This is a genomic window from Thiothrix nivea DSM 5205 (assembly GCF_000260135.1).
Taxonomy (GTDB): domain Bacteria; phylum Pseudomonadota; class Gammaproteobacteria; order Thiotrichales; family Thiotrichaceae; genus Thiothrix; species Thiothrix nivea.
Genome location: NZ_JH651384.1, coordinates 3,609,317 through 3,631,885 on the forward strand (window position 1 = coordinate 3,609,317; position 22,569 = coordinate 3,631,885).

At 54.4% G+C, this 22,569-nt stretch carries 20 protein-coding genes and 1 pseudogene; 13 read left to right on the plus strand and 8 right to left on the minus strand.

Annotation, left to right across the window (positions count from 1 at the left end; genetic code table 11):
* Positions 1 to 7 precede the first annotated feature (7 nt).
* The 4 genes from THINI_RS18080 (at position 8) to THINI_RS18095 (ending at position 5,960) form a co-directional block, all read left to right on the plus strand.
* On the plus strand, positions 8 to 706 hold the full coding sequence (locus THINI_RS18080) for an IS701 family transposase (protein WP_002709975.1): 699 nt from the start codon (positions 8 to 10) through the stop codon (positions 704 to 706).
* 43 nt (positions 707 to 749) lie between these two features.
* Positions 750 to 1,328 carry a Uma2 family endonuclease gene (locus THINI_RS18085; RefSeq protein WP_002709976.1) on the plus strand — a complete coding sequence of 193 codons (579 nt, stop codon included), beginning with the start codon at positions 750 to 752 and terminating at the stop codon, positions 1,326 to 1,328.
* Between the two features lie 85 nt (positions 1,329 to 1,413).
* Entirely contained in the window at positions 1,414 to 5,268 is a 3,855-nt protein-coding gene (locus THINI_RS18090) for a DUF3683 domain-containing protein (RefSeq protein WP_002709977.1), read from the plus strand.
* A 131-nt stretch (positions 5,269 to 5,399) separates the two neighbouring features.
* Positions 5,400 to 5,960, plus strand: coding sequence for a DUF2889 domain-containing protein (locus tag THINI_RS18095; protein WP_002709978.1), 561 nt, complete (start codon positions 5,400 to 5,402; stop codon positions 5,958 to 5,960).
* Positions 5,961 to 5,977: 17 nt separating this feature from the next.
* Here THINI_RS18095 and THINI_RS18100 read toward each other — a convergent pair whose 3' ends face one another.
* Positions 5,978 to 6,667 (minus strand): response regulator transcription factor, encoded by a 690-nt coding sequence (locus THINI_RS18100; protein ID WP_245536642.1) that lies wholly within the window; start codon positions 6,665 to 6,667, stop codon positions 5,978 to 5,980.
* Between the two features lie 113 nt (positions 6,668 to 6,780).
* Here THINI_RS18100 and THINI_RS18105 point away from each other — a divergent pair, with 113 nt between their 5' ends.
* Positions 6,781 to 7,716 (plus strand): IS1595 family transposase, encoded by a 936-nt coding sequence (locus THINI_RS18105; RefSeq protein ID WP_002707056.1) that lies wholly within the window; start codon positions 6,781 to 6,783, stop codon positions 7,714 to 7,716.
* Positions 7,717 to 7,744: 28 nt separating this feature from the next.
* On the opposite strand, the gene THINI_RS18110 is transcribed toward THINI_RS18105, so the two are convergent.
* From THINI_RS18110 to THINI_RS18140, 7 genes and pseudogenes are all read right to left on the minus strand, one after another.
* On the minus strand, positions 7,745 to 9,148 hold the full coding sequence (locus THINI_RS18110) for an ATP-binding protein (protein WP_050988085.1): 1,404 nt from the start codon (positions 9,146 to 9,148) through the stop codon (positions 7,745 to 7,747).
* 102 nt (positions 9,149 to 9,250) lie between these two features.
* Positions 9,251 to 10,885 (minus strand): IS66 family transposase, encoded by a 1,635-nt coding sequence (gene tnpC, locus THINI_RS18115; RefSeq protein ID WP_002709980.1) that lies wholly within the window; start codon positions 10,883 to 10,885, stop codon positions 9,251 to 9,253.
* 35 nt (positions 10,886 to 10,920) lie between these two features.
* The gene (gene tnpB / locus THINI_RS18120) at positions 10,921 to 11,289 is read right to left on the minus strand and encodes an IS66 family insertion sequence element accessory protein TnpB (protein WP_002706841.1); all 369 of its coding nucleotides are present in this window, start codon (positions 11,287 to 11,289) and stop codon (positions 10,921 to 10,923) included.
* Positions 11,289 to 11,636 carry an IS66 family insertion sequence element accessory protein TnpA gene (gene tnpA, locus THINI_RS18125; RefSeq protein WP_002709981.1) on the minus strand — a complete coding sequence of 116 codons (348 nt, stop codon included), beginning with the start codon at positions 11,634 to 11,636 and terminating at the stop codon, positions 11,289 to 11,291. The genes tnpB and tnpA overlap by 1 nt, the downstream gene beginning before the upstream one ends.
* A gap of 46 nt (positions 11,637 to 11,682) precedes the next feature.
* Positions 11,683 to 12,483 (minus strand): annotated as a pseudogene (locus THINI_RS18130) (cache domain-containing protein); the annotation flags it as partial.
* Between the two features lie 27 nt (positions 12,484 to 12,510).
* Positions 12,511 to 14,007, minus strand: a complete 1,497-nt coding sequence (tnpC, locus tag THINI_RS18135; protein WP_002707503.1) for an IS66 family transposase — start codon at positions 14,005 to 14,007, stop codon at positions 12,511 to 12,513.
* A 77-nt stretch (positions 14,008 to 14,084) separates the two neighbouring features.
* Positions 14,085 to 14,297, minus strand: a complete 213-nt coding sequence (locus tag THINI_RS18140; RefSeq protein WP_154724454.1) for a hypothetical protein — start codon at positions 14,295 to 14,297, stop codon at positions 14,085 to 14,087.
* 158 nt (positions 14,298 to 14,455) lie between these two features.
* Here THINI_RS18140 and THINI_RS18145 point away from each other — a divergent pair, with 158 nt between their 5' ends.
* The 8 genes from THINI_RS18145 (at position 14,456) to THINI_RS18180 (ending at position 22,567) form a co-directional block, all read left to right on the plus strand.
* Entirely contained in the window at positions 14,456 to 15,232 is a 777-nt protein-coding gene (locus THINI_RS18145; protein WP_002709983.1) for an ABC transporter ATP-binding protein, read from the plus strand.
* Positions 15,229 to 15,948 (plus strand): ABC transporter ATP-binding protein, encoded by a 720-nt coding sequence (locus tag THINI_RS18150; protein WP_002709984.1) that lies wholly within the window; start codon positions 15,229 to 15,231, stop codon positions 15,946 to 15,948. Before THINI_RS18145 ends, THINI_RS18150 begins: the two co-directional genes overlap by 4 nt.
* A 31-nt stretch (positions 15,949 to 15,979) precedes the next feature.
* Entirely contained in the window at positions 15,980 to 17,191 is a 1,212-nt protein-coding gene (locus THINI_RS18155; RefSeq protein ID WP_002709985.1) for an ABC transporter substrate-binding protein, read from the plus strand.
* A gap of 63 nt (positions 17,192 to 17,254) precedes the next feature.
* A complete protein-coding gene (locus THINI_RS18160) occupies positions 17,255 to 18,142 on the plus strand; it encodes a branched-chain amino acid ABC transporter permease (protein ID WP_002709986.1) in 888 nt (295 codons plus the stop codon).
* A 4-nt stretch (positions 18,143 to 18,146) separates the two neighbouring features.
* Positions 18,147 to 19,085, plus strand: a complete 939-nt coding sequence (locus THINI_RS18165; protein ID WP_002709987.1) for a branched-chain amino acid ABC transporter permease — start codon at positions 18,147 to 18,149, stop codon at positions 19,083 to 19,085.
* Positions 19,086 to 19,104: 19 nt separating this feature from the next.
* Positions 19,105 to 20,748, plus strand: a complete 1,644-nt coding sequence (locus THINI_RS18170) for an acyl-CoA synthetase (RefSeq protein ID WP_002709988.1) — start codon at positions 19,105 to 19,107, stop codon at positions 20,746 to 20,748.
* A 122-nt stretch (positions 20,749 to 20,870) separates the two neighbouring features.
* The gene (locus THINI_RS18175; protein WP_002709989.1) at positions 20,871 to 21,623 is read left to right on the plus strand and encodes an electron transfer flavoprotein subunit beta/FixA family protein; all 753 of its coding nucleotides are present in this window, start codon (positions 20,871 to 20,873) and stop codon (positions 21,621 to 21,623) included.
* Between the two features lie 14 nt (positions 21,624 to 21,637).
* On the plus strand, positions 21,638 to 22,567 hold the full coding sequence (locus tag THINI_RS18180) for an electron transfer flavoprotein subunit alpha/FixB family protein (RefSeq protein ID WP_002709990.1): 930 nt from the start codon (positions 21,638 to 21,640) through the stop codon (positions 22,565 to 22,567).
* The last annotated feature ends 2 nt before the right edge of the window (positions 22,568 to 22,569 follow it).

A 22,569-nucleotide genomic window follows, 5' to 3' on the forward strand; every position in this document is an offset into this window, starting at 1 on the left:
TAACATCATGATTTTAAAAGATATTATCTCGAATTTTTCACAGTTATACGTGAAATTTTCTCTTGTAAATCATAGTGTTAAGCGTCACCGGGAATTGCTGATGATAGATACCTGCCTGCAAAACCAGTTGAAATTCTCGTGGGTGCTGGCCGACATCTGGTTCGCCTCTACTGAAAACATGGAACACATCAAACAAACCCGGCAAAAGGACTTCATCATGGCGCTGAAAAGCAACCGGCTGGTGGCCTTGAGCGAAGCTGACCGGAAGAAAAAACGTTACACCCGGCTCGACCAACTGGAATGGCCGGAGCAGGAAGCCGTCACGGGCTGGCTGAAGGGGCTGGATTTCCCCGTCAGGTTGGCCCGGCAAGTCTTTAAAAACAAGGACGGTAGTGAAGGCATCCTGTATCTGGCCTGTAGCAAGCTGGAAGCTGAGTGGGACAAAATCACCACAACCTACCAGAAACGGTGGAAAGTGGAGGTCTTCCATAAATCGCTCAAGTCCAATGCGGCCTTTGCCAAATCACCTGCCCACACTGCCAGGACGCAGGCCAACCACCTGTTCGCCTCCATTGTCGCAGTGTTCAAGATGGAGTGTTTGACGGTCAGGAAAAAACTTAACCACTTTGCCTTGAAATCCAAGCTGTACATCAAGGCCATACGGACGGCATTTGACGAGCTACAGGCTTTCAGGGCTGCTGCGTAACATCAGTTATGGAAAGCACATTAGTTGGCTCACAGGTAAGGATATGGGTGCGTTAAAACAAGCCATCACCTACACCGCTGCCGAATATCTGGCGATGGAGCAGGCCGCAAATTTCAAAAGCGAGTTTGTGGACGGTTATATTTATGCCATGTCCGGCGCGAGTGAGAACCATAATCTGGTCACTGCGAATATCGGCAGTTACTTTCACAGTCTCTTGCGTGGTCAGCAAGCCTGCCGTGTGTTCATGAGTGATATGCGTCTGGAACTGAACGCGGGGCAGTGTTATTACTATCCCGACGTCATGCTGACCTGCGAGGGCAAGAGCGATGACCCTTACCACAAACGTAACCCCTGCCTGCTGGTGGAAGTGACATCACCCAGCACCAAGACCGTCGATTACCGCGAAAAGCTACGTCATTATCTGGCAGTCCCGTCGCTGCGGTATTACCTGATTGCAGCCCCCGATGTGCGTAAGGTGGAATATTTCCAGCGCAATGCGGAAGGGCAATGGGAAAGCAGTATTCTGGAAGAAGATGAAGTCTTGCTGATGGACTGTCCGCCTGTCCATTGCGGTTTGCGTTTGCGTGATGTCTATCTGGATATGGATGTTCCCGAACGTTAGATTTCTGAGCGACTAAAGCCTTCGTCTTACGTGGGTTTTTTTCAATGCTGCGGCGCGTTACACTACGCATCTTTGCCAAAGCCGTATGAATGCCATGACTGTCATGCACCCGATCCGGGAAATTCCTTACAACTACACCTCATTCTCCGACAAGGAAATCGTCCTGCGCCTATTGGGCGCGCGGGCGTGGGAAATCCTGCAAGGGTTGCGTGAAAAGCGCGAAACCGGCATCTCCTCCCACATGCTGCTGGAGCTGCTCGGTGATATGTGGGTGGTGCTGCGCAACCCTTATATCCAGGATGACCTGCTGGAAAATACCGACCGTCAGAAATCCCTGATCGACACGCTATGCGAACGTGTCGGCAAGATCGAGGAACGCGCTAAAGGCAATGTCCTGACGCTGGAACTGGTGCAGATTGCCCGTCAGGCGCTGAACGATTTCTCCGACAGCTTCAAGAAACATGCAGCCCTGCGTGAAAAAGCCCGCAAGCGCCTGCAAAAAATCACCCGCAAGGACAATATCCAGTTCGATGGTCTTGCCCGTGTTGCCCACGTAACGGACGCAACCGACTGGCGCGTGGAATTGCCGTTCGTGGTGCTGACGCCGGATACCGAAGCCGAAATGGCCGCATTGGTGCAAGCCTGTATCGAGCTTGGCCTGACGGTCATCCCACGCGGTGGCGGCACTGGCTACACCGGCGGCGCGATCCCGCTGGATGCCCGCAGCGCCGTCATCAACACCGAAAAGCTCGAATTCATCAGCGAAGTCCGCCACCGCAATGACCTGCCGGGTGTAGACAAAACCGTGCCGGTAGTACGTACTGGGGCAGGGGTGGTGACCCGCCGTGTTTCCGATCTGGCAGGCAAGCATGGGCTGGTGTTCGCGGTTGACCCGACCTCGCAGGACGCCTCCACCATCGGCGGCAACATCGCCATGAACGCAGGTGGCAAGAAAGCCGTACTGTGGGGAACCACCCTCGACAACCTGCTTTCCTGGCGCATGGTGACGCCGGATGCCGACTGGCTGGAAGTCACCCGCCTGAACCACAACCTCGGCAAAATCCACGACCAGCAAACCGTGCAGTTTTCCGTGCAGCGTTTCCAGCCGGATGGCAAAACACCCAAGGGCGCGGCAGAAACCCTCACCTACGAAGGCCGCTATTTCCGCAAGGAAGGGCTAGGCAAGGACGTGACCAACAAATTCCTCGGCGGTTTGCCCGGTATTCAGAAAGAAGGCTGTGATGGCCTGATTACCTCCGGCGAATTCATCCTGCACCGGATGCCGGATCAAATCCGCACCGTCTGTCTCGAGTTCTACGGCACCGATTTGCACGAAGCCGTGCCTGCCATTGTCGAAGTGAAAAACTACCTCGACAGCCGCACCGACGTGCTGCTTTCCGGCCTCGAACACCTCGACGAACGCTACGTCAAGGCGGTGAAATACACCCCGAAAGGCGCGCGCGGCATGTTGCCGAAAATGGTGCTGATCGCCGACATCGTGAGCGACGACGAAAAAGCCGTGGCCGAATCCGCCGCCGAAGTGGTACGCCTCGCCAATGCCCGTAACGCTGAAGGTTTCATCGCCATCAGCCCGGAAGCGCGCCGCCAGTTCTGGGCAGACCGTTCTCGCACTGCCGCTATCGCTGCCCACACCAATGCCTTCAAGATCAACGAAGACGTGGTGATCCCACTGCACAACCTGGCGCGTTACACCGAAGGCATCGAAACCATCAACATCCGCCAGTCGATGCAGAACAAGCTGCGCATGATCGACGCGCTGCTGGAGCACTTGGCGGGCGACCTGCCGGAACTGCGCACTGTTGCTGGCTATGAGGCCAGCGCGGAGCGCAGCGCCATTCTCGCCAACAAGGTCACACACGCCACCGCTTTCCTGCAACAGCGCAAACGGCGTTGGGAACAGATTCTGGCCAACTTCGACACGCCTGCCGCCGAACATCAGGATTTGCTGGATGAAACGGCCAAAGCTGCCCAGCGCCCGACCGACCGGGTGATTGACCTGTTGTTGCGGCGCGAGTTGCGCATTTCCTACCGCAAGGAAATCCTGCGCCCCTTGCAGGAAATGTTTGCTGGGCGCGAACTGGCTCCGCTGTTGCAAGCGCTGGAAAAGATCCACGGGCGCATCCGCACCAGCCGCCTGTTTGTGGCGCTACACATGCACGCGGGTGATGGCAACGTTCACACCAACATTCCGGTCAACTCCAACGACTACGACATGTTGCACGAAGCTGAGCGTATGGTGGATGACATCATGGTGCTGGCGCGCGATCTGGATGGGGTTATTTCCGGCGAGCATGGCATCGGCCTGACCAAGTTCCAGTATCTGGATGAGCGCGAAATCAACGAGTTCGCCGGTTACAAACAACAGGTAGACCCGCAGGGGCGTTTCAACAAGGGTAAGCTGTTGCCCGGTTCTGGCTTGCAGAATGCCTACACGCCATCCTTGCGCCTGGTGGAACGCGAGGCTCTGCTGCTGGAACACAATGAACTCGGCGCACTTAATACCGACATCAAGGATTGTCTGCGTTGCGGCAAGTGCAAGCCGGTATGCAATACGCACATTCCGCGTGCTAACCTGCTGTATTCGCCGCGTAACAAGATTCTGGCCACCGGCCTGATGATTGAGGCGTTCTTGTATGAGGAGCAGACCCGGCGCGGCATTTCCATCCGCCACTTCGACGAGATGAATGATGTGTCCGACCACTGCACGGTCTGCCACAAGTGCGTCACGCCTTGCCCGGTCAACATCGACTTCGGCGAAGTCAGCGTGCGGATGCGCAGCATCCTGCGTGAGCGCGGCAAGAAAAAGACCAGCCCGGTGACGTGGGCATCAATGCAGTTCCTCAACCTGAAAGACCCGACGCAAATCAACCTGATGCGTACCGGCATGATCAAGTTCGGCTACAAGGCGCAGCGTTTTGCTTACAAGCTGGCGAAAAATGTCGGGCTGGTGGGGAACGGTCATCCGCCTGCCGCCACGCTGGGCAAGCCGCCGATCAAGGAACAGGTGATCCAGTTCGTGAAAAAGCCGCTGCCGAAGGGGCTTCCGGCCAAAACTACCCGAGCTATGCTGGGGTTGGAAGACAGTCAGGTGATCCCGATCCTGCGTGACCCCAACAAGGAACGCGGCGATGCGGTGTTCTATTTCCCCGGCTGTGGTTCCGAACGCCTGTTCAGTCAGGTGGGGCTGGCGACGCTGGCGACGCTGTACGAAACTGGCGCGACCACGGTGCTGCCACCAGGCTACCTCTGCTGTGGCTACCCGCAAAATGCGGGCGGCGATTTGAAGAAGGGCACTCAGATTTCCACCGAAAACCGTGTACTGTTCCATCGCGTCGCCAATGCGCTCAGCTATCTCGACATCAAGACTGTGATCGTGTCCTGTGGCACTTGCATGGATCAGCTGCTCAAGTACGAATTCGGCAAGATTTTCCCCGGCTGCCGGTTGCTTGACATCCACGAATACCTACTGGAAAAGGGTATGAAAATGGATGGGGTGAGCGGCATCCAGTATGTCTACCACGACCCGTGCCATTCGCCGATGAAACAGGTTAACCCGCTGAAAGTGGCTCAGGCACTCACCGGTTCCAATGTGGTGCTGAGCGACCGTTGCTGTGCGGAAGCGGGAACCTTCGCTATCAGCCGCCCGGATATTTCCAGCCAGCTGCGCTTCCGCAAGACGGAAAGCCTTAAGGCGGGCATTAAGGATTTGACGGGTGCGGAAACGGCGCAGAATGGCAATGTGAAAATCCTCACCTCCTGCCCGGCCTGTCAGCAGGGCCTGTCGCGTTACGCTGATGATACCGGCGCGGAAACCGACTACATTGTGGTGGAGATGGCGAACCATCTGCTGGGCAAGGACTGGCAGTCTGGGTTCGTCGATAAAGCCACGCATGGCGGGCTTGAGAAGGTGCTGCTCTAGAGAGGTAACGACTGCTACACCGTTGGTGTAACTGCGACGGATGTAGTGCTGCAATATTTCGTTACACTCACGCAATAGTCGTGAAATTTTGTTCCTCTACCATTGGCGCATTTTCTGATGAGTAGCCGTTTATGCCATTATCCAAATCTGTACGCCGCAAGCTAATGCACACCCGCGTTGTAACCTGTCACGGTTATCAGCGTGATGATGGGCTTTGGGATATTGAAGGCCATATGGTCGATACCAAACCTTATGCCTTCAACAGCATTGAGCGCGAGGGTGGTTTTATTGATGCCAATGAGGCACTGCATGATATGTGGGTGCGCCTGACGCTGGATGGTGATTATAAGATTCACGCCATTGAGGCAGTAACCGATTGGGCGCCATTCACCGGTTGCCCGCGCGCGTCAGCCGTTTTTCAGGGGTTGGTTGGTGTCACGATTGGCAATGGCTGGATGCGCCTGATCAAGGAACTGATGGGTGGGGTGCGTGGTTGCACCCACTTAACGGAATTGCTGGGGCCGGTTGCAACCACTGCTTTCCAGACGATCATGAGCAGCAATCCAGGTTTTTATGGCGATGCGGCAGGTGTCCTGACAGAGCCTCCTCCTTATATCAACAGTTGCCACGAACTGCATGAGTCGGGCGTGATAGTGAAAACGCTTTGGCCGCAGTTTTACAGGCCTGTTTAGGAACAAATACCGCTTCTTTAGTGCCAATCCACATCGCTCATCAACATATAACCAGCACCGTATACGGTTTTGATCAAGTTGGGTGTCTTGGGGTCGGTTTCCAGCTTTTTACGGATACGTGACATCCGTACATCAATACACCGGTCAAAGGTGTTGTTATCGTGGCGCATTGGCAGTAACTGTTCGCGTGAGAGGATTTGTTTGGGGGCTTTCAGCAGGCTAAGTAGCAGTTCCGCCTCCGCAGTACTGAGAATTTCCTGGCTGCCGTTTTGCCCTGACAGGGTTAGGGTGGCTGGGTTGAAATTCCATCCGCCGAATCGGGCCTGCTTGCGTGGGCGGTCACTCAATTGGTACGTGGCCATTTTTTCCATTCGCCGTAGAATGCTGTTGGTGCGGGCGAGTAATTCACGTGGGTCAAATGGCTTGCTGATGTAGTCATCTGCCCCCAGTTCCAACCCCAGTACGCGGTCAGGCAGACTATTGCGGCCTGATAAAATGATAACGCCTGTCTTGCAACTATCCCCTAGTTGGCGTATCAGGCTCAGGCCGTCCATATCAGGCAAGCCCAAATCAACAATCATGAGATCCGGTTTTTGTTGCCTCAGGATATATTGTGCTTGTGAGCCTGTCTGGAAAGTGCGGACGGTATAATTGAATTTCTGTAATTCTCCACTGACCAGTTTACAAATCTCGGCTTCGTCATCCACAACATAAATCAGTTTAGGCTCAATATGCGTTTCAGGGTCTTGTTTTCCCCGGCATTGCAAACGTGATGGATAGCGGTAAAGTTAGTCATTTCCGATAGCCAAGGAGAGGCTTTATGACCTCGCTCATCAGTATTTCCAGCCTGACCAGTGATGCCGCCTGTTTCGAGCAAGTCCGTTCCGTGCGTTGGCCTAATGGGGTGATTTGTCCGCACTGCGGTTCACAGGACACTATCCGTCGAGGCAAGGATGACACCCAGCAGGAACGCCAGCGTTACCAGTGTAAGGATTGCCAAAAGCGTTTTGATGACCTGACGGGAACGGTGTTTGAAGGCCACCACCAGCCGCTGAAGGTGTGGGTGTTGTGCCTGTACCTGATGTCGTTGAACCTGTCCAACCAACAAATCGCCCGCGAATTGGGGTTGAACAAGGATGATGTTCAGGCGATGACGGAACAGTTACGGCGTGGTGTCGAGAAAAAAACGCCAGTAAACCTGTTTGGGAATGTTGAATTTGATGAGGTTTATGTCAAGGCTGGACACAAGGGAAACCCCGAAGCCGTCGCGGATGCTGGGCGTGAAGGTCGCCGCCGCGCCCTGAAAGGTGCGCCGGGGCGTGGGACACTGGAAAAGGACAAACCACCCATTTTCGGCATGATCCAGCGTTCCGGGGAGGTCGTGATCCGTATGCTGGCGAATGTGAAACAGACGACGATCAAGCCGTTGATTGTGGAAACGGTGGCAGCAGGCACGCTGGTCTACACCGATGAGTACAACATTTACAGCCGATTGGAAGAATGGGGCTATGCCCACAAAACCGTCAACCATGGCGCAGGCGAATATGCCCGTGACGAAGATGGTGACGGTTTCCATGAAGTCCACGTCAATACGATGGAAGGTTTTTGGTCACTGTTACGCTCATGGTTACGACCTCATCGGGGGATCTCACAAGAAAAGCTACCGTGTTACCTTGCATTCTTCGAGTCTCTTCACAACATCAGGAAACGGGGGCAAGCTGCCTTACAGTCCTTGCTTTCGCTGCTGTTGGGATAAGACCCTGAAACGCATATTGAGCCTCAGTTTATTGGTTTTCATGGTTTTGCTCCTCCTTTTGTGCTGCTTGCCAAAGCGCCTGACCTAGGCTGTGCAGATCAAACGGTTTGTGTAATAGCGGAAAGCGGATGAGGTGAGGCTCTGCCAGGCCAGCTTCACGGTAATGGCCGCTTATCAGTAAAATCACGCTTTGTGGTTTTGTTGCGTGAAGTCGAGCCGCCAATTGGCGGCCATCCAGGCTGCCTGACAGCATGATGTCCGTTACCATGCCATCCAGGTTGGGTAGGGTATTGATCAGCTGTAACGCTTCATCCGCATCAGGTGCTTCAGCGACGCGCAGGCCGAGCTGCATGAGTTGCGTGCGGATGACCTTGCGTACATCTGCATTGTCTTCCACCAGCAAGAACAGTTTGCCACCCAGTATGGCCTGGGCATGGGAAATGTCCCTCAGGGGGTGTTGCTGGGGCGGGCTTGGATTATGGCTGGCTGGTAATAGCAGGGTAATGCAAGCCCCGCCGTCCGGCTGGTTACTGACCCGGATATAACCATTGGACTGTTTGACGAAACCGTAAACCATACTCAAGCCTAAGCCGGAGTTGGTTGTTCCCGATTTGGTGCTGAAAAACGGTTCAAAAGCCAGTTTTAAGGCTTCTTCGCTGAAGCCAGTGCCTCGGTCGCAAACGCCAATCTCCACGTAATGGCCGGGCGTGACTGGCTCATCATAGCCATCCGCTGCCGTGATGTGCTGTTGGCAAGTGTGAAAGTGCAATGCCCCTCCTCCAGGCATGGCATCACGGGCGTTGAGTGCCAGATTGACCAGGGCACTTTCCAGGTGCGAGGGGTCAACGTGCGCTGGCAAGGGGGAGCTGTCATTCTGGTAAACCAGTGCAATCTGCGCAGGCAGGGAACTGCGTAACAGCGCAATGGTTTCGCTCATGAGCTGTCCAACATTGACATCAACGGGTTGCAGTGGCTGGCGGCGGGAAAAAGCGAGCAAACGCTGGGTAATATCGGCGCTACGCCGGGAGGCTCGTATCGCCGGGGTGAGGAAGTCATCCAGCCCGGCAGTCTGCTGGTAGCGGTCGCGTGCCAGCAGCAGGTTGCCTAAAATGACGGATAGCAGGTTGTTGAAATCATGGGCAAGCCCACCGGCCAGCTGCCCGACAGCATTCATGCGCTGGGCGCGGGCATTGGTTTCCAGCAATTCTTCAGTGCGCTGTTTGACTTGGGTATCCAGTGTGTCAATGTTGTTTTTCAGGCGTTCCACCATGCCGTCAAAGCTTTTGGCGAGCAGCCCGATTTCATCATTGTCATGAATACCACTTTTGGCCGTCAGGTCGCCTTGACTAACTTTGAGGGCTGTACTGGCTAACTGTTCGAGCGAATGGGTAACCCGTCTGGCAAAGATATAGGCCAATACCGTTACCCCCATAATGCTCAATACTGCCAGAATCAGCAGGCGTTCACTGAGTGTTTCCGAACTGCTGCGTAATTCGTCCAGATATACAGATGAGCAAATGTACCGTAAGCGCCGTTAAATCGCCCTACTTGCCCTTGTCAAAAAAGGGACTTTTTTCGCACATTTCTCCAGCGGCACATTCCATGGCAGGAGGGCCTCCCATTTTTCCAGGGTGTCGGCCTGGGCGATATGCTCCAGCAGATAGCGGATATAGGCATACGGTTCGAGGCCGTTGGCCTTGGCGGTTTCAATCAGGGAATAACAGGCGGCGCTGGCGCGCGCGCCATGCGGGGTGTCGGCAAACAGCCAGGCTTTGCGGCCCACGGCAAAGGGGCGGATGGCGTTCTCCGCCAGCACATTGCTGATATGCAGGTCGCCGCGTTGGCAGTAGCCACTCAGGTATTCCCACTGGTTGAGGCAGTATTCCATCGCCTTGCGGGTGAGGCCGCCTTTCATCACCTTGCCGACCTGCGTTTCCAGCCAGGTTTTCAGTTCGTTGAGCAGGGGCACGCTCAACTGCTGGCGCAGGCGGTATTTCTCCGCCGTGTCCAGGCCCTTGATGTTGTCCTCGATGCGGTAGAGCCTGCGGATCATGCCCAGGGCAATATCCGCCAGGGTGGGTTTGCCACGGGCCTGTTTGCCGCCCGCCGCCTTGACGGCCTCCACGAACTTGCGGCGGGCATGGTCCCAGCAGCCAATGCGGGTGATGGCGTTGTTGCGGCACACGGCGGCGTAACCGGAATAGCCGTCGGCCTGGAAAATGCCGTGGAAGTCCATCAGTAGGCGTTCGGGGACGCTCCCCGCCCGGCTGGGGTCGTATTCAAACAAGACCGCCACCTGGTTCGGCGGGCCGCCCCGCACCACCCACATCCATTTGTCGGCCTGGGCGGTTTTGCCGTCCTCCTTCAGCACCTGGATGCGGGTTTCATCGCCTTGCAGGTAAGCGCCGCTGTTCTGGGTTTCGCGCAGCAGGTTGAGCAGGGGTTTGAAGCTGTCCTCCAGACGGATGATCCAGTGGGCCATGCTGCTGCGGCTGAGTTCCGCGCCGTGGCGTTTGAAAATGCCCTCCAGGCGGTACAGGGGCAGGCCATCGGCGTATTTGGCGATGATGACCTGCGTCAGCAGGTTGAGGCTGGCATGGCATTTGCCCAACGGATGGGGCGGACGGGCGGCGGCGACCAGCGTTGGCCCGCCATCTGCCGTTGCCGGGGCGGGATCCTGGCTGGCCCCGGCGGCAAACACGGCTTTTTCCTGCCAGTATTCCAGCACCACCAGTTGCGCCGGGATGTAGTCCAGCTCTTCCTTGACCTTGGTGAAAAACGTGCGGGTCGCCCCGGCTTTTTCCGCATCACCCAACAACAGCTCCACCCGTTGGCGCTTCAGCCCGGGCGGGAAGCCGCGCTGGCGTTGGCTGGGGCGGGGCCTGGCGGGTTCCGCCTCCGGCAGTCGTCCGGCGATGTCCTCCAGCGCGGTTGCCAACTCGGCTTCATCAAACAGGTCAATCTGGAAGGGGAGCTTTTCAGACTGGGCGCTAAACCGCTGTATTTTGGCCAGGCGCAGCATTTCTTCCAGGAGCTGGATATGGTGGTCACGCTGTTTCAGGACGGCGGCAAATTCCGCCTCTTGCTGCGCCAGCAACTGGCGCAGGCGGGCAGCGTCCAGGTCGCTATGGGATGTGGTTTTGGGGGCTGGCGGCGGTGCTAAATCCATGGGTTAAATGATAACAAAATCATCAGGATAAGTCGCTAAAACAGCGCCCCGTAGCACAACTTTTTATGCCCTTTGAGCAGGCTGATGTCATAACCGTCCAGCAGCCAGTTGATCTGCTGGGCCGTCAGCGCCATCACCCCGCCATCCCCCGTTTGCGGCCAATGGAACTTCTCTTCCGCCAGGGCTTTGTAATACAGCACAAAGCCATTGTCTTCCCAATACAGGCATTTGATTTTCGTGCGCTGGCGGTTGGTGAAGGCGTACAGCGCCCCGGCAAACGGGTCGTGGCCCAATTCCTGCGCCACGATCGCCGCCAGCCCCTGGGCGGCCTTGCGGAAATCAATGGGCGGGCGGTAAAGGTAAATGTCCGGCATCTCCCCGGCGGGGCGGAAATAACGGGCCATTACAACTGCCCCAGCAACCGGCGCAGCAAGGCCACATTGCCGGGGTGGATATTCCTGATCACCAGGCCATTCGGCAGGGACAGCTCCAGGCCATCGCCCGTCCGGGCGTCTGTCCCCGGCTGCGCCGGGCGGACAGTCACGAAACCGGAAGGCTCTGGCAATACCGGGCGTTTGCCATCCCCGGGCGGCTTGCCCGCCGTACCGCATAATTTGCGCCGCCAGTAGACAAAGCCGTGGTAACTCAACTGTTCCTGTTCACAATACTGGACTCCGGAAAGGCCGGAGGACTGGAAGTGTTGGAGCTGGGCTTGCCAGTACGCCAGACGCCCATCTTGACCTGGATTCATCGTGTTCTCCCATGCAATCTGTTGCTGATGGGCTGAGTGTCCGGGATTACGTGGGGCGCTGAAAGGAGGGGGATTTAGAAGCGCTTACAATGTACCAATCAAAACCTGGCAGGTAGCGCACAAGGGATAATTTTTCGTAAACATAGTTGCCGGGGTCTGTTGGTTTGTCCCACTTGTAATGAAGCTCCTTGCCCGTGTCAGCCACGGCTTTCAAATCATCGGTGATAGGGTTTTGACTTAAAGGGTTCTTGAGGTCAGGAATACGCAAGCCATCAATATTGGGGTTAGGGTGTACTAAAATGCGGCTGTGTGAATCAAAGACAAACAAATAGCCTGTTTTGGCAACTTTAATTTCAGCAAGTGCTTCGCGTAATTCGCGCAACGCATTTTCCCGGCGGAGTTTGACTTCTTTGCTTAGGTCATCCAGATAAACGCCTGCGCCAATGACAAAGCCCCATTGTGGATAATTCTTGACATAAGACACCTTGTCTAATGGTTCCGCCTGCTCCAGGCGATTCCATTTGTATTGATAAAAACCCTCACCCTCGGCAATGGCCTGTTTGACAATATTGGGCAGGATGGGGTTTCCGGCTTTGTCACGTATCCCGGCTGGGTCTTTACCATGAAAGCGTGGGTCTGGGTGTGATAACAGGACACCTTTGTCATCAGCAATCCAGATGTAATCTTTATTGCCATAAGTAAAGTCGCGGATCACATCAAAGGCTTGCTGGCGAACTTGTGACAGGGGAATGCCCTGTTGTTGCGCTTCACGGAAGCGTGTATTCAGGTACGACTCTGTAATGGAAACGGCCACTTTGAGCTGTTGGTGGTGGGTCTCCAGGGCTTGTGCTTGGTAATCCTCAACGGTAAGCGTTCACGCCATTTGTAGCGGTTTGCGGGTACAGACCTGCCCCAAGGGGAAGCGCACGGCGACCGGCTTATGAGCCAAGCCTTGGGAGCACACATAGCGCATCAGGGTTGCCATATCCATCCCCAATTGCCGGGCAGTCCCCAACACGGTCAGCACGGTTGGCCGGAACCTGTCCCCTTGTGCCGACTGGCTGGCAAAACTGGTCTTACGCCATTGCACGTAGGGGCGGATCACCCGTTCAGCGCGGTTATTGGTGAGGGGAATGCGTGTATCCTTGAGGAAAGTCCAGCACATGGCCTCATCTTTACGGAGATGTTTGCATTGGTTGCGGGTGCGTTTGCAGTTATCCAATGCTTCGCCCAGGCTGAGGGTGGCCTGGAAGCTGCGGCGCAGGCGCAGTATCCGCCGCCGGTAGCGTGCCGCCCCTTCGGGGTGCTGTTGCCAGCGGTGATGGGTGCGGACGGTGGCGCAGGCAATCAGCAGCAGGCGTTTGCCAACCATTCCCCCTCCGCCACAACGCCCGGCCATCTTGCGGAAGTGCCGGATCAGGTGTGCCCAGCACAGTTGCCGCCGTTCGGGCGGGACATTGCCGTAACCGCTGAAGTGGTCTGTCACCAGATAACCGGTAAAACTGCCCAACAAGGCATCGGCGGCAGCCTTGCCGCGTGAGTAATGGGTCATGAAGTACGTGACGGTGTTGTCCGCCAATGCCCATAACCAGTAGGTGTTCGTGCCACGGTAATGGCGGGTTTCATCGGCATGGCAGACCGCCTGCCCACGCACATGCTCACCGACCTGACGGTACAGCGGCCCCATCCACGGGATGGATTTGCCTTGCGCTTTGCTGATCGCCCCGGTGCTGAAGCGCACCTGCCAGACTTCCCACAACAGGAGCTGGGTTTGGCGCATCGACAGGCGAAACTGTCCGGCCAGCACCACAATCCAGGCAATCACACCCGCACCCATTTGCCCGCTGGGGACCCAGTCCGGCCACTGGCTGTGGTGTTGGTTGCCGCAGGATTGGCAGACACCGTGGTAAAACTGGTGCTCCGTCACCTCGGGTGGCGGCGGAGGGGCGATGTCCGTGACCTGATGGCGGTAAGGGTTTTCCCAGTCAACCGCCACTGCCCCACCACAGGCGCAGGTGCTTTCCGGGAAATACTGTTCAGTGCGGGTCACTTGTTCGGGGGGATATAACGCCCGTTCGTGGCGTGGATGGCCGGGTTGCCCGCCATGCGGGCGGCCACTCCCCTTGCGTTTTGGACGGGCTGCCCGTTGTTCCGGGCTGTCTGAGGACGGCGGTTTGGAGCTGTTGCGGGAACTGCTGCCCAGTTTGGCCACCAGTTCTTCGAGCTGTTTTTGCAGCGTTTCGACTTGCTGTTCCAACACCACTACCCGTGCCGCTTGCTTCTCCAACCCGGCTATCCGTTCCTGTTGGCGCACGATCAGCTGATGTGCTTCATCAAGGGTGGTCGGCAGTGGGTGGGCTAGGGCTGGCAAGGGGATAATGGCTCGTTATTGGGATGGGGTGAATTTACTATAAAATCGCTGCAATGCCTATCAGAGGGCGTGAACGCTTACTCCTCAACGCTGGTATACATGCGGTTGGCAATTTCAAACACATTATTGAGGGCAAGACGGCTGGAATTTCTCTCTATTTCAAATACTTTTTGCTTAATAAGTGGAACGGAATAGACATAAGTGATGAAAAAAGTAATCAATGTCAACCCTAGGATGGCGATGAAAAAGCGCCGGGACAGGCGTGATTTCAGGGGTTGAAAATAGTTCACGCACGCTTCCTGTGGGTGGTTCAACATCGGTATGCATCAAAGTGTAACATCAGACACCTCAAAAAAGTGCATTTGCAATAATTCGTTACATTTCAGCAACAGTGCCGCAAAAATACCTTGTTAGCCTTTTGGATCATTGATCTGGGAGGAGTCAATCGATGAGCAATAATGCCAGTGACCATATACTGGAAACCCGACATTTAACCAAAGAGTTCAAGGGTTTTACGGCGGTGGATAATGTCAGCCTGAATATTCAGCGTGGGCATATTCACGCCCTGATTGGCCCCAACGGGGCGGGTAAAACCACTGTATTCAATCTGCTGACCAAATATTTGACTCCGACTTCCGGGCAAATCCTGTTTAACGGCAACGATATTACCCCGGTGGAAGCATCGGCTATTTCCCGGATGGGAATGGTGCGCTCTTTTCAGATTTCTGCGGTATTTCCACGCTTAAGTGTTTTGGAAAATGTACGTATTGCCTTGCAGCGCAAGGAAGGTAATAGCTTCCATTTCTGGCGGTCTGAAAAGGTGCTGGACAAACTCAACGGGCGTGCCGAGGAATTGCTGGATGCGGTGGGTTTAGTGGATTTTGCCAAATCCATTACGCTGGATTTGCCTTACGGGCGCAAACGGGCGCTGGAAATTGCTACGACTTTGGCTCTGGAACCGGAATTGCTGCTGCTGGATGAGCCTACCCAGGGTATGGGGCATGAAGATGTGGATGTGGTGGCCAACCTGATCAAAAAAGTTTCCGTGGGGCGTACCATCTTGATGGTCGAGCATAATCTGCATGTGGTTTCCAGGTTGGCTGACCGCATCACAGTGTTGCAGCGGGGAGCCGTTCTGACCGAAGGCAATTACGCCACGGTATCCGCTGACCGGCGTGTGAAAGAGGCCTATCTGGGCGTGGCCGCAGAGGAGGTAGCTGTATGAGTCTGGACGGCAAGGGCGATGAGAAACTGCGTATCCAGGACTTGCACGCATTCTATGGCGAGTCGCACATCCTGCACGGTATTGACCTGCACGTAAACAAAGGGGAGTTGGTGACGTTGCTGGGGCGTAATGGCTCAGGGCGCTCCACGACCCTCAAGTCCATCATGAACATGGTTGGGCGGCGTTCTGGCAGCATTATGGTTAATGGTACGGAAACCATGCATATGGCAGCGCACCGTATCGCACATTTGGGTATTGGTTTTTGTCCTGAAGAGCGCGGCATATTTTCCAGCCTTAATGTAGAAGAAAACCTGATGTTGCCGCCTTCGGTGCGCAGCGATGGCATGAGTGTGGAAGAAATTTACGCCATGTTCCCCAATTTATACGAGCGCCGTTTTAGTCAGGGTACGCGCTTGTCAGGCGGGGAACAGCAAATGTTGGCCTTGGCGCGAATTTTACGTACAGGTGCCAATATCCTGCTGCTGGATGAAATTACCGAGGGGCTTGCCCCTGTGATTGTGCAGAAACTGGGTGAAGTGCTGGGTAAACTGAAACAACGCAATTTGACGATTTTGCTGGTGGAGCAGAATTTTCATTTTGCGGCCCCATTGGCTGACCGGCATTACGTTATGGAACACGGCCATATTGTGGAAGAGGTGCAGCAGTTTGAGCTGGAGGATAAACGTGGCCTGCTGAATACCTATCTGGGCGTATAAAACCTTAACTATTTTATCAGGAGAGAAGAGGATGAGCATGAAGAATGTAATGTTGGCAACAGCTATTGCAATGGCATTGGGGATAAATAGCGCATATGCAGAGGGTATTTCCGATGACAAGGTTAAAATCGGCGTGATGGCTGATATGGGGGGGACTTACGCGGATGCCTGTGGAAAAGGTTGTGTGGCTGCCATTGAAATGGCTGTTGCCGATTTCGGTGGTAAAGTATTGGATAAACCTATTGAGGTTATTTCAGCGGATGACCAGAACAAGCCGGATATTGGTTCTGCTACGGCACGTGAATGGGTCGACAAGGAAAAAGTGGATGCAGTCGGCGGGATTGTATCTTCGGCCGTCGGTTTGGCGGTAGGCCAAGTGTTAAAAGACGCGAAAAAACCTATGCTGATTTCCACGGCAGGTAGCCCGGCATTTTATACCAAGGCGTGTTCCCCGTTTAATGCGCACTGGACTTACGACGTCGTCGCGTTGGCCAATGGTACGGTGAAACCTCTGGTGGCAGAAGGCAAGAAAAAATGGTTCTTTATTACCGCTGATTATGAATTTGGTAATGCCCTGGAAAAGGCATCGACAGGTGTCATTGAGAAAAATGGTGGGGAAGTTGTGGGTGGTGTCAAAGTTCCGTTGGGTACGACAGACTTTTCCTCTTATATTTTGCAAGCCCAGTCAGCAGGGGCTGATGCAGTGGCATTCGCCAACGCAGGCAAGGATTTTGTGAACTCGTTAAAGGCTGCGCATGAGTTTGGCCTGGATAAGAGCGCCACAATGGTGGGTTTGCTGGTGTTTGCTTCCGATGTTCAGGCGATTGATCCAGCGGTGATTGGGGATATGAATCTGACTACCGGGTTTTATGGCGAAATGGATGATAAAACCAAGGAATGGTCAAAGCGTTACAAGGAAAAATTTGGCAAAACACCCGGAATGGGTCAGGCAGGGGCTTACTCATCGGTCATGCATTACCTGAATGCTGTGCAGGCAGCCGGTACGGATGAAGGTGAAGCTGTGATGGCAAAAATGAAATCCACCAAGCCTGATGATTTCTTTGCACGTAATGCCGAGTTGCGTGCTGATGGGCGCATGGTGCATGACATGTATTTTGCCCGTGTGAAAAAAGCGGATGAACGTGCCAATGAAGATGATATTTTCGAGGTGAAACAAACACTGGCAGGTAATGATGTATTCTTGCCGATGTCTCCCGAGTGTGATTTTGGCGCTAAGAAGTAAAGCGTGACAAGGGTGTTGATGATTCTGTCAGCACCTTTCCATTTATCATTCAAAGGTGGTTTTATGGAGACATTCCTCGGCATCAACCCCGCTGCTTTGTTCGGCCAATTGTTGGTTGGTTTGATCAATGGTTCGTTTTATGCATTGTTGAGTTTGGGTCTGGCGATTATTTTTGGCCTATTGCGCATTATAAATTTCGCCCAGGGTGCTCTGTATATGATTGGTGCATTTCTTGCGTGGCTGGGTCTACACTATTTAGGTATCAATTACTGGGCTGCGCTGATTTTAGTGCCTGTAGCGGTTGGCCTTTTGAGTATCGTGATTGAACGTGTTTTGATTCGTCCGATTGCGCATGAAGACCATTTGTATGGTTTGCTGCTGACATTCGGCGTGGCATTGGTATTGCAAGGTCTGTTAACCCACCTATTCGGTTCTTCCGGTTTGCCATATTCCATTCCAGAAACGCTGGCTGGTGGGGTCAATATGGGTTTTATGTATTTGCCTGTTTATCGTGGCTGGATCATTCTGGTTTCCTTGTTGGTGTGCTGGGGGGCGTGGTGGACGATTGAAAAAACCAAGTTGGGTGCTTATTTACGGGCCGGTACAGAGAATTCACGTTTACTGCAAGGTTTTGGCGTGAATGTGCCATTAATGGTGACATTAACGTTTGGTTTCGGTGGCGCACTGGCGGGTTTGGCGGGTGTTTTGGCTGCGCCTATTTATTCTGTGAGTCCTGATATGGGTTCCAATCTGCTTATTGTTGTATTTGCCATTGTGGTTATTGGTGGGATGGGGTCTATTGGTGGCGCGATTCTCACCGGTATCGGCATGGGCGTTATTGAGGGCTTGACTAAGTATTTTTACCCTGAGGCATCCAATACCGTTATTTTTGTGGTGATGGTGCTGGTGTTATTGCTCAAACCGGCAGGTTTGTTCGGGAAGGAGGCTTGAATCCATGATGATGAATTTCCTGCATAGCCGTGTATTCATTTGGTTATTGCTGGGTGTTGCTCTACTGATGCCGTGGGTCATGTATCCGGTTTTTTTAATGAAGGTCTTGTGTTTTGCCCTGTTTGCCAGTGCCTTTAACCTGTTACTGGGTTTCGTTGGTATGTTGTCGTTTGGCCATGCTGCTTTTCTGGCAACCGGTGGTTATGTGACCGGATATTTTATGTCGCAATTTGGTTTGAGTACCGAAATGGGCATTTTGCTGGGTACTGCTGCCGCAACATTGCTGGGTTTTATCTTCGGCAAACTGGCAGTTAAACGGGAGGGTATTTATTTTGCGATGGTAACGCTGGCGCTGGCGCAACTGGTTTTTTTCTTGTATATCCAGGCGCCGTTTACGGGTGGCGAGAATGGTTTGCAAGGCATTCCGCGTGGCAAGCTGTTCGGCGTTATCGACATGAATAACAACAGGGTGATGTATTACTTTGTGCTGGCAGTATTCCTGTTTGGGTTCTGGTTAATCCACCGCACGATCCACTCCCCCTTTGGGCAGGTTTTAAAAGCGATCCGGGAAAATGAGCCACGTGCCATTTCCTTGGGTTACAACGTCAAACAATACAAGCTGCTGGCATTTGTTATTTCAGCTGCCTTGTCCGGTTTGGCGGGTTCTACCAAAGCACTGGTGTTTCAGCTGGAGTCGCTGACAGATGCGCATTGGCATATGTCGGGTGAGGTCGTGTTAATGACGCTGCTGGGGGGAATGGGGACAGTGTTTGGCCCAATCCTGGGGGCAGGTGTTGTGGTTGGTATCCAGAACTTCTTTGCGGGCGGTGAGTTTGGCAACTATGTCCACATCATTATGGGAGCCATTTTTGTCGTGTGCGTGCTTTTGTTCAGAAACGGTATTGCCGGTGAGTTTAACAAGTTCGTGAAAAATAATTTCTAGGATGCAGGAGGAGATGGACATGTCCGAAATTAATATCTACAGCCAGCATTTGGAACAGGTCGCGGCAAATTACGAAGCGCTTAGCCCGCTGACGTTTTTGGAACGCGCCGCCAGTGTCTTTCCTGAGCGGATTGCGGTGGTGCACGGTGAGGTACGCCGTACCTGGGCTGAAACATATCGCCGCTGCTGCCAGTTGGCGAGCGCCTTGAGCCAGCGTGGTATCGGGGTCGGTGATACGGTTTCCATTATTTGCCCCAATCTGCCGGAACATTTTGAGGCACATTTCGGCGTTCCCATGGTCGGTGCGGTGCTGAATTCCATCAACACCCGTCTGGATGCAGCATCGGTGGCTTTTATCCTCAAACATGCGGAGGCCAAAGTCCTGATAACCGAGCGCGAAATGGCCGCTGTCGTCAACCATGCACTGTCCCTGCTGGAAGATGATGAGTATCCGCTGCCATTCGTGATTGATATTGATGATCCCACGTTTGTGGGGGGCGCGTTGCTGGGGGATGTGACCTACGAACAGTTCATTGCGGCGGGTATCCCGGGGTTTGCATGGCGTCGTCCTGATGATGAATGGAATGCCATCAGTTTGAACTACACCTCTGGTACAACGGGCGACCCCAAGGGGGTGGTATACCACCATCGTGGTGCACACCTGAATGCGGTCAGCAACGTGCTGTCATGGGGGATGCCGAACGGTGCTGTCTACCTGTGGACGTTGCCGATGTTCCATTGCAATGGCTGGTGTTTCCCCTGGACGGTCGCAGCTGTAGCCGGGACGAATGTGTGCTTGCGGCATGTGCGTGCTGATCAAATCCTCGCAGCGATCAAGGCTGAAAAAGTTGACCACATGTGCGGTGCCCCCATTGTGCTGAGCATGATGATGGGAGCGCCAGCGGAACAGAAAGCCGGTATCAGCCATCAGGTTAAAGTCATGACCGCTGGTGCGCCACCACCCGCCGCCGTCATTCAGGGCATGGAGGAAATGGGTTTTGATGTCACCCAGGTCTACGGTTTGACGGAAACCTATGGCCCCTGCGTCGTGAGTGAGTGGCAACACGACTGGGATGGCTTGCCCATTGCCGAACGCGCCCGCCTCAAGGCGCGGCAAGGCGTGCGCGTCCAGTTGCAGGAAGGTTTGATGGTTGCTGACCCAGCCACGCTGGAACCCGTTGAGCGTGACGGTGAAACCATCGGCGAAATTTTCATGCGCGGCAATATTGTCATGAAAGGCTACCTGAAAAATCCCGCAACCACGGCTGCCGCGTTTGCCGGTGGCTGGTTTCACTCTGGGGATTTGGCGGTTTGGCATCCCGATGGTTATGTCGAAATCAAAGACCGTTCCAAGGACATTATCATTTCCGGCGGTGAAAATATTTCCAGTATTGAACTGGAAGATACCCTTTACCGTCATCCTGCGGTTCAGGATGTTGCCGTCGTCGCCCGCCAGGACGAGAAATGGGGCGAAGTACCCTGTGCATTCATCAAGTTAAAGGATGGCGCAAACTTGAGTGAAGAGGATGTGATCGCGTATTGCCGTGAAAACATGGCGCGTTTCAAAGTTCCCAAAAAGGTGGTCTTTGTTGATTTACCCCGTACCTCAACAGGGAAAGTCCAGAAATTTATCCTGCGGGAGTGGGCGCAGGCAGCCGATTAAACGTGGTTTATAACCGGGCACTGACTCCTCATCTGAATTGCCCGTTCTGCTTGGGGGTGGTGGTACACCCCCCTGTTTTTGCGTCTGCTGAGTGATGCCGAACCAACAAGAAGGATTGTGTGATGAAAATAGTCGTAGCCGTCAAACGGGTGATTGATTACAGCGTGAAAGTCCGCGTCAAACCAGACAACAGTAACGTTGACCTGAGCAATGTGAAAATGTCGACCAACCCGTTTTGCGAAATTGCCGTGGAAGCTGCGGTGCGCTTGAAAGAGTCTGGTGTAGCAAGTGAAGTCGTGGTGGTTTCCATTGGCCCGAAACAGGCGCAAGAGCAGATCCGCGCCGCGCTGGCGATGGGCGCAGACCGTGGGGTGTGGATCGAAACCGATGATACCGGGTTGAACCCCCTGAGCATTGCCAAGTTACTGCACAAGGTTGTACAAGACGAACAACCGGGTTTGGTTTTGCTCGGCAAGCAAGCCATTGATTCCGACAACAACCAGACCGGGCAAATGCTTTCCGCATTGTCTGGCTACCCGCAAGCCACCTTTGCTTCCAGGGTTGTGGTTGCAGATGGCAAAGCGCAAGTCACCCGCGAAATTGACGGTGGCTTGCAAACCTTGGGCGTGACCTTACCTGCGATTGTCACCACTGACCTGCGTTTGAACGAGCCACGTTACATCAAGCTCCCTGACATCATGAAAGCCAAGAAGAAACCATTGGTGGCAACTTCAGCGGTGGCTTTAGGCGTCAGTATGACGAATACCGTGACCTTGTTGGCTGTCGAGCCACCGGCTGAGCGCAGTGCGGGGGTCAAGGTCGATAGCGTGGACGCGCTGCTGGATTGCCTGAAAAATCAGGCGAAAGTGCTGTAAGGGGAGGATTTCATATGACTATTTTGATGATTGCCGAACACGATAATGCCAGCCTCAAGCCAGCGACCCTGAATGCTTTGGGCGCAGCGCAGCAAATCGGTGGTGAGATTGATGTCCTGGTGGCAGGTAGTGATTGCCAGGCCGTGGCGCAAGCAGTGGTGGCGGTGGCTGGCGTGCGTACCGTCCTGGTGGCGGATAATGCCGCTTACGCCCAGCAGCTGGCCGAGAATGTCAGTCAGTTGGTGGCAAAACTCGCGCCGGGTTACAGCCATGTCCTTACCCCGGCAACGACCTCGGGCAAAGATTTCATGCCCCGCGCGGCAGCCTTGCTGGATATGAACATGGTCGGTGATGTGATTGGGGTGGTTAGCCCTGATACCTTCAAACGCCCGATTTACGCGGGCAATGCGATTGCGACAGTGCAAAGCCATGACCGCATCAAACTGCTGACCGTGCGGGGTACGGCGTTCGATGCGGTGGCTGCCAGTGGTGGTAGTGCTGCGATCGAGAAGGTGGGTGAGGTGTTTGCCGCTGACAAGACCACTTTCATTGGGGCGGAAATTGTCAAATCCGACCGCCCTGAGCTGACGGTGGCCAAAGTTGTTGTGTCTGGCGGGCGCGGTTTGGGGTCTGGTGAAAACTTTAGCCTGATTTACCAGCTTGCCGACAAACTGGGGGCTGCGGTGGGGGCATCGAGGGCAGCAGTCGATGCGGGTTACGTGCCGAACGACATGCAAGTCGGGCAAACTGGCAAAGTCGTTGCGCCTGGCTTGTATATTGCGGTAGGCATTTCCGGCGCGATCCAGCATTTGGCGGGCATGAAAGATTCCAAGGTGATTGTAGCCATCAATAAAGACCCCGAAGCCCCGATCTTTCAGGTGGCCGATTATGGCCTGGTGGGGGATTTGTTCACCGTCATCCCGGAACTGATTGAGAAAGTTTAAGC